Origin of the sequence: Bartonella australis AUST/NH1, from assembly GCF_000341355.1 — a bacterium.
GTDB classification, from domain to species: Bacteria; Pseudomonadota; Alphaproteobacteria; order Rhizobiales; family Rhizobiaceae; genus Bartonella; species Bartonella australis.
This window is the reverse complement of the sequence record NC_020300.1, coordinates 186,836-200,351: the sequence shown is the minus strand read 5'-3', so window position 1 is coordinate 200,351 and position 13,516 is coordinate 186,836. Positions and strand designations below refer to the sequence as shown.

Genomic DNA, 13,516 nt, shown 5'->3' with positions numbered 1-13,516 from the left:
ATGCGGAAGAAACAATAAAAAAGTCTTAATTTCAACACATCTATCGTCCCTCGGGTTATATAGAGGAATCGACCTTGCCGTTATTCATAACTCGATATAACCGCTGGGCATCGGCGCTCTCGCCCCCAACGTCAGTGGAGGGTTGTTCTCTTAAAGAGTCTCTTAATCACTGTATACACAAAAGGCACAGCCGGGGTAGACACGCAGAAAACCTCTACTGTACTAAAACATGATTCGGTACCATCCCCTAAATTTGCACTATGCCCGCCCGTGAAAGCGGTATATCTGCTCCCGTACGAAGAAAACTATATGATTAATTTAATATCGAAGCTTAGATAAAACTGTCTACGCTAACACCGAGAATCTCAGATATATTCGTTCTCTTCAACAAAACGAAGCGGCTTTTATATACCCAAAACTAAATCTTTAATCTGTTTTTTTCTCATCTATTCCAACTTGATATGTGAGGTCATCACGGGGACGATCAGAAGGCATATGATGACCGGTTATGACATAATGCAGCGTCTCAGCGATATTAGTAACGTGATCGCCAATTCGTTCAATATTCTTTGCACAAAAAAGTAAATGCGTACAAACTGTAATATTACGCATATCCTCCACCATGTAGGTCAAAAGTTCACGAAAAAGAGATGTATACAAAGCGTCGATTTCATCGTCACGCTCGCGTACCGTATCAATACGATTCAATAAACGGTCGGTGTAAGCGCCTAAAATCTCTCTTAGCTGATCAAGTGCTAAAGCTGTAATTGTTTCAAGACCACGATAAAAAGCGGCAGGTTGACGCATTTTCGAAATGGCAACTGCCCGCTTAGCGATGTTTTTTGCCATATCCCCAATTCGCTCAATATCGGAAGAAATACGAATAGCCCCAACGATCTCGCGTAGATCAACGGCCATTGGCTGACGTTTGCAAATAACAGTAATTGCCTTTTCATTAATGTCACGTTCCATTTCATCCAAATATAAATCGTCGGAAATAACTGTAGCTGCAAGCTGGAGGTCATCATGAATAATCGATGCTACAGAACGTTCAATCATCTTTTCCGCGTGACTTCCCATTTCTGCGATCTTTGCTTCTAAATATTTTAATTCTGCATCATAAGAACTGACGGTATGACTCATGAACATATCCTATACTCCTGCATTTACTTACCCAAAACGGCCCGTAATATAATCTTGTGTGCGCTGCTCCTTCGGCGAGGTAAACATCATGTCAGTTTCGCCAACTTCCACCAGATGCCCTAAATGAAACATAGCTGTATATTGAGAAACGCGCGCCGCCTGCTGCATTGAATGTGTTACAATAACAATCGTATAATTTTGTCGTAATGCATCAATAAGTTCTTCAATACGTGCTGTTGCAATCGGATCAAGAGCCGAACATGGTTCGTCCATCAAAATAACTTCAGGACTTACAGCGATGGCACGAGCAATACATAAACGTTGTTGCTGCCCCCCCGATAAACTCGTCCCGGCCTCATGAAGACGATCCTTTACCTCCTCAAATAATCCGGCTTGTATCAAGCTCCTTTCAACTACATCACATAATTCAGCGCGTGATTTTACCAAACCGTGAATACGTGGCCCATAAGCGACATTTTCAAAAATAGATTTTGGAAAAGGATTAGGTTTTTGAAAAACCATCCCCACACGTGCACGTAATTCTACAACATCAATCCGCGAATCATAAATATTCTCCTCGTCTAGAGTAATAAGGCCCGTCACTTTAGCATTTTCAATAGTATCATTCATACGGTTAAAACAACGCAAAAAAGTTGATTTTCCGCAACCTGAAGGGCCAATCAACGCGGTTACTTGATGTTCAAGGATATCAAGAGTAATGCCATGAAGTGCTTCTTTATTCCCGTAAAAAACCTTAACATCTCGACCGCTCATTTTAATGTTCATTAAAAACTAACCTTATTTTGATGTTCAAATTCACAAACTTATCTAACTTACCAATGTCGCTCAAATCGCCGGCGCAAAAGGATGGCTGAAATATTCATAACAGCCAGAAAAATCATGAGTACGATGATAGCGCCCGATGTCTTTTCAACAAAAGTTCGTTCTGCTTCGCTCGCCCACATCAAAATTTGGACGGGCAGAGCAGTCGCAGGATCCATAGGTGTAGTAGGAATATTTGCAACAAAAGCAACCATCCCAATCAAAAGCAAAGGCGCAGTTTCACCCAATGCCTGCGCTAAACCGATGATCGTACCTGTCAAAATACCGGGCGCCGCTAAAGGCACAACATGATGAAAAACCACTTGCGTTTTTGAGGCTCCTAATCCTAAAGCTGCGGCACGAATAGAAGATGGGACAGTCCGCAAAGCGGAGCGTGTAGCAATAACAATCGTCGGTAATGTCATAAGAGTTAGGACAAGACCACCAACGAAAGATGCTGAACGCGGCATCTCCAAAAAATTGATAAAAACAGCAAGCCCCAAAAGGCCGAAAACTATCGAAGGAACAGCGGCAAGATTATTGATATTAATCTCAATAAGATCTGTGAACTTATTTTTATGTGCATATTCTTCGAGGTAGAGAGCTGTCGCCACCCCAATTGGCAAAGAAATCGCTAAAACAATAATCATCATATAGAGAGAGCCAATTATCGCGACGCCCAACCCCGCAACCTCAGGACGACTTGATGCACCGGATGTAAAAAAACCATAATTGAATGTTTTATAAAGCGTACCGTCAGCGGTTAAGCGCCTCATCCATTCTACTTGCTTATTTAAAACCTTGCGGTTTTTCTCCGCTGCGTTTAGGTCTATCTTCCCTTTATAAGCAGCGTCGATGTTTGCCGCGGCGGGGGCTCTGATTTTTTGTGTTGTTCCAATTAAATCTGGATTTTTTGTCACTATATCGCGCAACTGAACACGAACACTGCCCGAAAACATGCGATTGATATCGCGCATAGAAGCTCGGTCCTCACGGTTTACTCCAAGCTTTGCAGCCAAAGCGTTACGCACGAGAAGCGGATAATCCGCGGTTATTAATATTTTCGGATTAACCTTACGCTGGCCACCTGGATCGATTACTTTTTCGTCCAAATATACTGATAATATCATTTCACTTTGAAAAAAAGCCGTATAACCTTGGCTTATAACAGACCATAAAAGAGCAGATAAAAAAAACAAACTAATAAAAATAGCAATCAGACCATAAGCACGAAAACGACGTTCAGCCCAATAGCGGCGGTTCAGATTGATATTACGATGATATGGAAAGAAAACCTTATTCATTCATATTTTTCCTGATATTTACGCACTATATAGAGGGCGAGAATATTCATCAAAAGAGTCAGACTAAAAAGCGTCATCCCCAAAGCAAATGCCACAAGAGTTTGCGGAGAATTAAACTCAAAGTCGCCAGTCAATTGATTGACAATTTTGACTGTTATAGTGGTCATAGCTTCAAATGGATTGATAGTTAAATTCGCTGCAACGCCCGCCGCTAAAACTACAATCATCGTCTCCCCGATCGCACGTGACGCCGTCAGTAAGAGAGCGCCTACGATTCCAGGAAGAGCTGCTGGTATAACCACTTTTTTGACTGTTTCAGATTGCGTTGCTCCTAACCCATAAGAACCCTCCCGCAAAAAACGTGGAACAGCAGTAATAACGTCGTCTGACAAAGATGAAACAAAAGGAATCAGCATAATTCCCATCACCAAACCGGCGGTCAAAACGCTTTGAGCCATAATAAAACCAACACCCCCAGAAAGAGAAATAGAAAGGTCGCGCAAAAAAGGGCCAACAACTTTTAAAGCAAAAAAACCGTAAACAATAGTCGGAATACCAGCAAGCACTTCCAACAATGGTTTTACAATTGACCGTAATCGAGTAGAAGCATACTCGGCCATATAAAGAGCGGAAAATAATCCTATAGGGACAGCGAAAAGCATTGCTACAAATGCGATATAAAGTGTGCCTGCTAAGAGTGGTATTAAGCCGAATTGCCCTCCTTCGTCTCCCAGACCGCTGGCTGAAAAACGTGGATCCCAAACCGTTCCAAACAAGAAATTTGACAATGGTACGGACTGAAAAAAATTGATCGTCTGAAATAACATGGAAACTGCAATGCCAACTGTTGTCAAAACTGTGACAGCGGATGCGCAAATTAAACCAATAACAATCAAATGCTCAACTTTATTGCGCGCACGTTGACGCGGCACGACGCGCGTAATTCCAAAGATAAAAAAACAAAACGCAATTGTAAAAAATAAAATATGACCTGCAAACTGAAGCTTTGTAGAAAAAAGGTACCACGACTGTGCTATCCTCAAAATATAATCTGGCACTTGTTCAGGCAAAACAAATCCCTTCGCTAACAATTGTGCCTGCATATCCCCGTAAGAAACTACGGCAAGGTCTCCTTCAAAGTGGTGAATAATTTTTGCTAGACTGCGAATAGTCCCCAACATAAGGTCATGAGTAACAATATTCGACTTACACGCTGCGTACGCCTCAATTTCTCGCGAAGCATTATGCTCTAAATAAACCGCACTCGCCACACTCCAAAAAATCAAAAAAATAAGAGCTGGAATGACAGTTATTGAAAATGTCCACCAGCCATAATAGCATGCACGAGAATGCATCTTAGATCCTGTATTTTCAAGAAAACGAGCCCGCATATAAGAAATGCAAAAACCAGCAAACCCCAAAATAAATAGCAAAACAATAATGAGAGAAACGAACATATTATCTTTCACTTTTTATAAAAAAGTAACACAGAGGAATTTTGTACCGCAGATTCGGAGAGTTATTTCAAAGTCATTACTGTTCCAGCAGAAAAAGCAGCACGCTGCGCTTGCCGTTCCTTCTCAGAAGCTGGAACGAGGCCGTATTCAGCTAATGGCCCATCTGGACCAATCATTTGATCAGAAAGGAAAAAATCAATATATTCCTGCAAACCTGGAACAACACCTAAATGCGCTTTCTTAACATAGAAAAAAAGTGGACGCGAAATCGGATATTCACCTCTGGAAATTGTCTCAGCGCTTGGGCCAACGCCGCTAATGTACACCGCTTTAAATTTATCAGCATTATTTTCATAAAAAGACAAACCAAAAACACCGATACCCGTTTTATCGGAAATGAGACGCGCGAATGTTTCAGAATAATCACCATCAATATCAATAACACTTCCATCTTTACGTACTGCAATACAAGCAGCATGAATCGCCTTATCATCCATCTCCAAAGCTTTCATCGCCTCAACCGCCCCACTGGCCTTGCAACCAGCAATTAGCAATTTTTCTTCAAAAACCTCACGTGTCCCGTGCTTCTCACCTGGAATATAAGCTGTGATCCTCCAGTCAGGAAGTGTATTATTAACCGCATTCCACTTGGAAATTTTGTTTAACTGCAATTTCCCGTCAATAACAATTTGAGCAGCGAGCGCTTTATAAACATCCTCCGGCTGCAATTTCCAATCAGGGCTATTGATGTTCGTCGCTAAAACAACACCATCATACCCAATGAGCATTTCTTCAATATCTTTTACACCAGCGTTAAAACAAGACTGCAACTCACTTGGCTTCATCGCTCGCGAACTATTAACGATATCAACCGTATTTCCCCCAACATCCCGGCAAAACTCCTTGATACCGGCGCCTGAACCGCCTGATTCAATAACAGGAACCTTAAAATTAGGGTAAATCTCTCCGAATATCTCGGCGACGATTTTTTCATAAGGTAAAACTGTGGACGAACCTGCAATTTGAATTTGATTACGAGCATTGCCAGCATTAACCGATAATGCAATAGCGAAAACCAGCCCCACTCCGACTGATAACACTTTCCTCATCTATAAACTCCCCAAATGTGCACTAATATCTACGCCATTACCACTGTAATAACCTAGATTCTAAATGACGTCTGCAATACAAGAAACAAAAAAGTGACATTTATAATTTTTATGACACAATAATATTTCGGTTATCAGCTTGAACAAACTTAATTTTGGCGCTTAAATTCAATAGCGTCCCAGAAAAGAGAAGCTATATCCGCTCCGCCAAAACGCTTAATTTCACGAATTCCCGTAGGAGAGGTAACATTAATTTCCGTTATATAATCGCCGATTACGTCAATCCCAACAAGAAGCAAACCGCGTTCCTTTAAAATTGGGCCAATGCGCGCGCAGATTTCGTGGTCGCGTTCTGTCAGTTTAATATTTTCTGCTCGGCCTCCAACATGCATATTGGAGCGGATGTCCGTTTCCGCCGGAACCCTATTAATCGCTCCTACAAGCGCACCATCAAGCAAAATAATCCGTTTATCTCCTTGCCGCACCGCGCTCAAATAGCGCTGTACAATAAAAGGCTCACGGTAATTTTGTCCAAACAATTCCAAAAGTGATGACAGGTTATGATCGTCCTGTTTTAAGTAAAAAACCCCTGTACCTCCGTTACCGTAGAGTGGTTTAATAATAATATCACCGAATACAGCTCTGAATGCCCTCACTTCTTCAACATCTTTTGTAATCAATGTTTCTGGCATCAAATCAGGAAATTCGGTAACAAAAATCTTTTCTGGACTATTACGTACCCATATCGGATCATTCACTACAAGCGTCTTGGGATGAATGCGTTCCAAAAAATGGGTTGTCGTGATATAATTCATATCAAAAGGCGGATCTTGGCGCAAAAGAACCACATCCATATCTGTCAACTCCGTGTAAACAGACTCGCCTAATTGATAATGGCATCCCTCTTCGTCGCGCACAGTTAACGGTTCTAAGCGTGCCATCACACGACCGTCGCGCATGGATAAAAAATCTGGTGTATAATGGAAAAGGCAATGTCCACGCTCTTGTGCTTCCAAAATAAGAGAAAACGTAGTATCCCCACGAATTTTGAGTTCCGAAATATGGTCCATCTGAATGGCAACTTTCATGAATAAAATCTCCTATCACCGAAAGCAAATTTGTCAATAAGCCATGAGCTTATTAAATAACGAACAGACATGACAAGAGAAAACCTATGACACAAGAAGCTGATACAAAATTAAGCACAGAAGAAATTGAGCGCTATGCACGCCATATTATTTTGCCTGAAATTGGTGGTACAGGACAACAAAAGCTAAAAGCTGCTCGCGTCCTTGTTGTCGGCGCAGGCGGTCTTGGAGCACCGGTTTTAACTTATCTTGCTGCAGCGGGTGTTGGAACTCTCGGAATCGTCGATGACGACATCGTTTCGCTTTCCAATTTACAACGCCAAGTCATTCACAGAACAAGCGCAATTAATCAACGAAAAACCACTAGCGCTGAATCCACGATAAAAGCAATTAACCCCCATGTTATGACTGAAAAATATAGCCTGCGTTTAGACGAAACTAACATAGATAGACTCATCGACGCCTACCATATTATTATTGACGGAAGCGATAATTTTGCTACACGCTATCTTCTCGCTGACCATTCTTTTCAACGCGCTAAACCTTTAATAAGCGGTGCCGTAAGCCGGTTTGAGGGTTCATTAACAGTTCTCATGCCCTATAAAGACAATAACCCCCATTATCGCGATTTGTTCCCTAATCCGCCCGCCGCCGGCGTTATCCCTACATGTGTTGAAGCCGGAATCATCAGTGCTTTGCCCGGAGTTATTGGTACACTCCAAGCAATGGAAGCGATTAAACTTATCACAAATATTGGAGAGCCTTTGATAGGTAAAATCCTCCTCTATAACGGATTATCAGCACAATTTAATGTGATTTCCTATAAACGGCCAGATTCCAGCGTAAACGCAGCAGCCATCAAAGTTTGTGTGTAAGAATTTTGAGGACAGGAAAAAATACGGTCAGCGGAACCACGCTCAACCATTTTTCCATTGTGCATCACGATAATTTCGTGCGCAAGTGCTTTAACAATCTTTAGATCATGGCTAACAAAAAGATAACCTAGGTGATATTTTTGTTGTAGCTGACGTAAGAGATCGACAATTTGCGCCTGCGCGCGTGCATCAAGGGAAGACGTCGGCTCATCAAGAACGAGAAACCGCGGCTTAAGAATGATTGCGCGCGCGAGAGCGATCCGCTGCCTCTGTCCACCAGAAAATTCATGTGGGTAACGATAGCGGGTGGCAGGATCAAGATTAACCTCGCATAAAGATTCGATCACACGGTCGTCGCGCTCAGCATAAGAAAGCTGTGGTTCATGGACTGATAACCCCTCAGCGATAATTTCTCCCACAGACATGCGCGGTGAAAGCGAACCAAAAGGATCTTGAAAAACGATCTGGATATGACGACGTAAAGGGCGCATTTTCCTAAAATTAAAATCGCTAATATCAGTGCCATCAAAATAAATCTGGCCTTTAAAAGAAAGCATTCGCGCTAGTGCAAGCCCTAATGTCGTTTTTCCTGAACCTGATTCCCCTACTACACCGAGCGTTTGACCAGCGCGAATTGTAATATCGATATCCTGCACAGCTTTCACATAACCGATTGTTCGCCGAAATAAGCCTTTTTTAATAGGAAACCAAACGCGTATTTTCTGACCCCTTATCAAAACAGGGGCGCTGTTATCAGCGCGAAGAGGATGCCCTTTAGGCTCTGCCGCTAACAATTGCTTTGTATAGGGATGTTGAGGACTTTCGAAAAGCTCGTTTACTGGCCCATTTTCAACAATTTCTCCTCCCCTCATTATGTAAACACGATCCGCAATGCGACGCACGATAGATAAATCATGGGTGATGAAAAGCATCGACATATTGCGACTCTTTTTTAACTGTATCAGCAGCTCAAGGATTTTCGCTTGAACAGTCACGTCAAGCGCAGTCGTTGGCTCATCAGCGATCAATAATTGTGGGCTATTAGCGAGCGCTATCGCAATCATCACTCGTTGCCGCTGACCACCTGATAATTGGTGAGGAAATGAGCCCAAACGCTTTTGTGGTTCACTAATTCCCACTTGAATCAGCAAATCAATGATACGCGCGCGCAACTGTTCGCCACGCGCATCTGAGTGCATTTTGAGGACTTCACCTATCTGACGTTCCACATTATGCAAAGGATTGAGGGAGATCATCGGCTCCTGAAAAATCATAGTAATGTCTTTACCACGAACTTTACGCAAAGCTTCTTCTTTTTGCTTCAGCAAATCCTGATCATTAAAGAAAATTTCACCTGACTGACAAAGCGTTTTTGAAGAAGGCAATAATCGCAAAATAGACAACGCTGTTACTGATTTTCCTGAACCTGATTCCCCTACGAGGGCAACCGTTTCTCCCTTCTTAATATTAAAAGAAATTTTCTCAATTATAGATTTTTTTTCTTCTGCTTGGCACAATGTAATCGAAAGATCACGAACTGAAAGCAACTCCGTCATTATAATGCCTTCCGCGGGTCAAAAGCATCTCGCACTGCCTCACCAATAAATGCTAACAGCGATAACATGAGAGCAATGACGACGAAGCCTGTAATACCAATCCAAGGAGCACTTAAATTAGAGGTAGCCTGCCGCATCAATTCGCCCAAAGAGGCGTAACCGGGAGGGAGACCAAACCCTAAATAATCGAGCGACGTTAATAACGAAATCCCCGATGTTAATAAAAAAGGCATATAGGTTAAAGCAGCAACCATAGCATTCGGCAATAAATGGCGTACCATAATAGTGCTATTAGAGATTCCTAAAGCACGCGCAGCGGTGATATAGGAAAAATTCCGTGCGCGCAAAAATTCCGCGCGCACCACGCCAACCAACGCCACCCATTGGAAAAGAAGCATAATCCCCAATAATACCCAAAAACCCTGCGCAAAAACAGAAGCCATTATAATAACTAAATAAAGCGACGGTACAGAAGACCATATCTCAATTAAACGCTGAAAAATTAAATCAACCCAACCGCCACAATAACCCTGAACCGCTCCTGCTGTAACACCAATGATAGCGGAAATAGCTGTCAGTAAAATACTGAAAATTATCGATAATCGGAAGCCGTATAAAACCCGTGCAAAAATATCACGCGTCATATCGTCTGTTCCAAGCCAATTCCACCGGCTAATGGTGCACTCCGTATCAGAACTCCCTCGCGCATAATTAACGCAACGCTTCTCTTTACTTTGTAGCCAAAAAGGAGGCGCTAACGCCAAAGTTTTATTACCTACTATAGTATTATAAGAATAACGAACCGGCGGCCATAATGCCCAACCATGTTGGGCGATTTCGTTCTGAATTAAGGGATCACGAAAATCTGCTACGGCCAAATTTCCACCAAATTTTTCATCGGCATAATCAAAAAAAACAGGGAATAATAATTCTCCTTTATAAGAGGCGATAATTGGGCGGTCATTGGCAATGAACTCCGCTGAAAAAGAGCATAAACATAAAAATAAAAAAAGCCATAACGACCACCAACCACGACGATTATGTTTAAAATTATGCCAACGGCGCGCGTTCAACGGAGAGAGAAAAGGCTGTTTATGGATCTGAGAATCACGAAGCCTATCGTGTCTTGTCTTTTCCATCATAAATCCCTTTCATCAAAGTCAATACGTGGGTCAACAAACATATAAACAATATCAGATATAAGGCTAATAACGAGGCCAATGAGCGAAAAAATATAAAGGGTGGCAAATACGACAGAATAATCACGGTCAACAATAGACGTATAACTTAAAAGTCCCATACCATTTAGCGAATACAACATTTCAATCAGCAAAGACCCACTAAAAAATGATCCCATAAAAGTCGCAGGAAAACCAGCAATTATTATCAATATTGCGTTGCGAAAAATATGGCCATAAAGAATGGAGTGCTCACTTAGACCCTTAGCACGAGCTGTAACGACATATTGCTGACGAATTTCTTCCAGAAAGCAGTTTTTCATCAATAACGTCGTCGTAGCAAAAGAAGAAATAATCATTGCCGTCAACGGCAAAATCAAATGGTAAAAATAATCTAATATTTTGCGCCCAAATGACAATTGATCAAAATTATCAGAAGTTAAATGGCTCAGCGGAAACCAATTTAAAAAAGACCCACCAGCGAAAAAAACTATTAAAAAAATACCAAAAAGGAAATTCGGAATCGCATAGCCGATAACAATAACTGCGCTTGTCCATATATCAAAAACAGATCCCTCCTTGATAGCTTTGCGGATTCCCAACGGTATGGAAATAGCATAAGAAATCAGTAAGTGCCAAAAACCGAGAGATAGAGAAACAGGCAGAGCATCCTTAATAAGCTCGACGACTGAGCGGCCTTGCATATAAGAATCCCCAAAATCAAAACGCAAATAGTTACCAAGCATTGTTAGATAACGTTCCAAAGGTGGTTTATCAAAACCAAATTGCCGCTCAAGTTCGGCAATAAATTCTGGATCTAGCCCTCGTGCACCACGATATTTGGAATCCCCACGGGTAGATAATCCAGCATAAGCGCCATCAAAAGCAGAATCAGAAGGAGGCATAAAATCGCCGCTACCACCAGCTATCTTCCCTACAGCGTCGCCGCCCATTCCTTGTAATTGGGCAATAATATTTTCAACAGGGCCCCCCGGCGTAAACTGAACGATAATAAACGTCACCGTTAAAATGCCGATGAGTGTCGGTATAATTAGCAAAAGACGCCGCAAAATATAAGCTATCATCCTTTTACCTTACCCTTTGATAAAGCCCCGACCGCTTAACCCCAAATGATAATCAATAATAACTTTTTCGCTAAATTAATAAAAACTAAATTCCAAATAAAAATCAACCCCGTGTAATTTTGAAACAAAATTAGCACATAAATTAATCTTTCTCGCTGTCCTCATATTCCAACGGACTCAGTGGCAAAGGGACCGGCTCATCAGACAAACTGCGTAAATAGAGTAGAAGATCAGCGCGATCTTGATCATCTTTGATTCCGCGAAAAGACATTGTCGTCCCTGGAATCGTTGTGCGCGGCGACCGAATATAACGATCTAAAATAAAAAAATTCCATTTTTTATCAGAGTTTTCGCGTAATGCCCGTGAATAAGAAAAGCCTTCTACAGCTGCAAAGGGACGATCAATAACCCCCCAAAGTGTTGGGCCAACACGGTTGACCCCATTACGTCCAGATGTATGACATAGAGCACATTGCTTAAAAATCTTACGACCATTTTCAAGGTCGCCTTGTTGAAGGCGATCACTCAATAATAGAGGAGTACGCGATATATGTTGTGTACCTTTAAGAGCCTCACCGTCTACGGCGCGACGAGAAACATCAATCGGCACATAATCATTATACAGCACATCGCCTATAATGGAAACTACCATCCAAACGATCAGCAAAAACATACAAGCGCAAATGCAACAGGCAAACATAAACCGATTCATCAAAATTCAAACGCTCACATCTTTATCGTTATCGCTAATTTAAACCTTTGTTTTATTTACGATGTACAGTATCATAATTTGTGCGACGCGTCATACACAATATTTGGAGCCTTATTATGACTTTTAGGCCGCTCATTCTCATACCGGCCCGTATGGGTTCGACTCGCTTACCAGAAAAAGCGTTAGCCGAGATCGCTGGCAAGCCGATGATCGTTCATGTCGCTGAGCAAGCAGAAAAAGCTGCATTAGGGCCCACTATCGTTGCGACAGATCATGAAAAAATCGCCGAAGCAGTCACAGCTCGTGGGCACAAATGCATCATAACGCGCCTTGATCACCAATCAGGAACTGATCGCATTTATGAAGCTTTAAATAGCGTTGATCCCGAGCGGCACTACAATACCATTTTAAACGTACAAGGTGACTTACCGACGATAACCCCCGATGAAATCATTAATGCCTTGCGGCCTTTAGAAAACAGCTTAACTGATATTGCAACTTTGGGGGCAAAAATAACTGAAGAAAGTGAAAAAACAGACCAAAATATAGTCAAAATTATTGGGACGCCGATTGCCAAAAATCGTCTCCGAGCCCTTTACTTTACTCGTGCAACAGCACCTTATGGATCAGGTCCCCTTTACCATCATATAGGGTTATACGCCTACCGACGCGAAGCACTTGAACGGTTCGTAACACTTAAACCATCTAGCTTAGAACAACGTGAAAAACTTGAGCAGTTACGTGCATTGGAAGACAATATGCGTATCGATGTAGAGATAATTAATACCATTCCCTTGGGAATTGATACACAACGTGATCTTGATAAAGTACGCAAAATTTTAGCATAGTAATATCCTTGAAAATCAGTAAGATCTCTTTACTGAAAAAAGTACGATGCTTATTTTGTGCAACTTGTCTTAGTATATTTTAAATACAGACGCCGCGCTTTCTAGTATTTTTGAAAATACGCTTAATTTAAGGAAAAGCAAGAGAGCTGGTCTTGTTATGTCTTCGGTGCTACCCTCTCTGCCCACCCTCTGAACGTTATGATCTTCGTCCAATAAGCCACAAAATTGAAGTAGCATTCGAAATAAATCTACGAAGCATTAATAAGCCTGACGATTATGAAGTAAGTTTAGCGCGGTTGCAGTGATAAAATTTGTAGCGATAAACCTTGCAAGTATCTG

The 13,516-nt window shown here is 41.8% G+C and carries 12 protein-coding genes; 2 read left to right on the top strand and 10 right to left on the bottom strand.

All coding sequences use genetic code 11. The features are described 5' to 3' along the window. Window positions 1-426: 426 nt before the first annotated feature. From phoU to gshB, 6 genes are all read right to left on the bottom strand, one after another. On the bottom strand, window positions 427-1,149 hold the full coding sequence (gene phoU / locus BANH1_RS00900; protein ID WP_015397574.1) for a phosphate signaling complex protein PhoU: 723 nt from the start codon (window positions 1,147-1,149) through the stop codon (window positions 427-429). A 21-nt stretch (window positions 1,150-1,170) separates the two neighbouring features. Beyond that, window positions 1,171-1,929 (bottom strand): phosphate ABC transporter ATP-binding protein PstB, encoded by a 759-nt coding sequence (gene pstB / locus BANH1_RS00895; protein WP_015397573.1) that lies wholly within the window; start codon window positions 1,927-1,929, stop codon window positions 1,171-1,173. 47 nt (window positions 1,930-1,976) lie between these two features. Beyond that, on the bottom strand, window positions 1,977-3,269 hold the full coding sequence (gene pstA, locus BANH1_RS00890) for a phosphate ABC transporter permease PstA (RefSeq protein ID WP_015397572.1): 1,293 nt from the start codon (window positions 3,267-3,269) through the stop codon (window positions 1,977-1,979). Beyond that, entirely contained in the window at window positions 3,266-4,726 is a 1,461-nt protein-coding gene (gene pstC / locus BANH1_RS00885) for a phosphate ABC transporter permease subunit PstC (protein ID WP_015397571.1), read from the bottom strand. The genes pstA and pstC overlap by 4 nt, the downstream gene beginning before the upstream one ends. A gap of 62 nt (window positions 4,727-4,788) precedes the next feature. Continuing rightward, the gene (locus BANH1_RS00880; RefSeq protein WP_015397570.1) at window positions 4,789-5,835 is read right to left on the bottom strand and encodes a PstS family phosphate ABC transporter substrate-binding protein; all 1,047 of its coding nucleotides are present in this window, start codon (window positions 5,833-5,835) and stop codon (window positions 4,789-4,791) included. Window positions 5,836-5,984: 149 nt separating this feature from the next. Then, complete coding sequence (gene gshB / locus BANH1_RS00875; RefSeq protein ID WP_015397569.1) at window positions 5,985-6,923, bottom strand: glutathione synthase; 939 nt, start codon at window positions 6,921-6,923, stop codon at window positions 5,985-5,987. An 86-nt stretch (window positions 6,924-7,009) separates the two neighbouring features. Between gshB and BANH1_RS00870 the strand changes: the two genes are divergently transcribed. Next, window positions 7,010-7,798, top strand: a complete 789-nt coding sequence (locus tag BANH1_RS00870; RefSeq protein ID WP_015397568.1) for a molybdopterin-synthase adenylyltransferase MoeB — start codon at window positions 7,010-7,012, stop codon at window positions 7,796-7,798. Here BANH1_RS00870 and BANH1_RS00865 read toward each other — a convergent pair. From BANH1_RS00865 to BANH1_RS00850, 4 genes are all read right to left on the bottom strand, one after another. Then, window positions 7,744-9,354 carry an ABC transporter ATP-binding protein gene (locus tag BANH1_RS00865; RefSeq protein ID WP_015397567.1) on the bottom strand — a complete coding sequence of 537 codons (1,611 nt, stop codon included), beginning with the start codon at window positions 9,352-9,354 and terminating at the stop codon, window positions 7,744-7,746. The genes BANH1_RS00870 and BANH1_RS00865 overlap by 55 nt on opposite strands. Then, a complete protein-coding gene (locus BANH1_RS00860; RefSeq protein ID WP_015397566.1) occupies window positions 9,354-10,496 on the bottom strand; it encodes an ABC transporter permease in 1,143 nt (380 codons plus the stop codon). Before BANH1_RS00860 ends, BANH1_RS00865 begins: the two co-directional genes overlap by 1 nt. After that, window positions 10,493-11,617, bottom strand: coding sequence for a microcin C ABC transporter permease YejB (locus BANH1_RS00855; RefSeq protein WP_015397565.1), 1,125 nt, complete (start codon window positions 11,615-11,617; stop codon window positions 10,493-10,495). Before BANH1_RS00855 ends, BANH1_RS00860 begins: the two co-directional genes overlap by 4 nt. Window positions 11,618-11,759: 142 nt before the next feature. Next, window positions 11,760-12,329 carry a c-type cytochrome gene (locus BANH1_RS00850; protein ID WP_015397564.1) on the bottom strand — a complete coding sequence of 190 codons (570 nt, stop codon included), beginning with the start codon at window positions 12,327-12,329 and terminating at the stop codon, window positions 11,760-11,762. Between the two features lie 116 nt (window positions 12,330-12,445). Here BANH1_RS00850 and BANH1_RS00845 point away from each other — a divergent pair, with 116 nt between their 5' ends. Then, window positions 12,446-13,177: a 3-deoxy-manno-octulosonate cytidylyltransferase gene (locus BANH1_RS00845; RefSeq protein WP_015397563.1), complete on the top strand. Its 732-nt coding sequence runs from the start codon at window positions 12,446-12,448 to the stop codon at window positions 13,175-13,177. The last annotated feature ends 339 nt before the right edge of the window (window positions 13,178-13,516 follow it).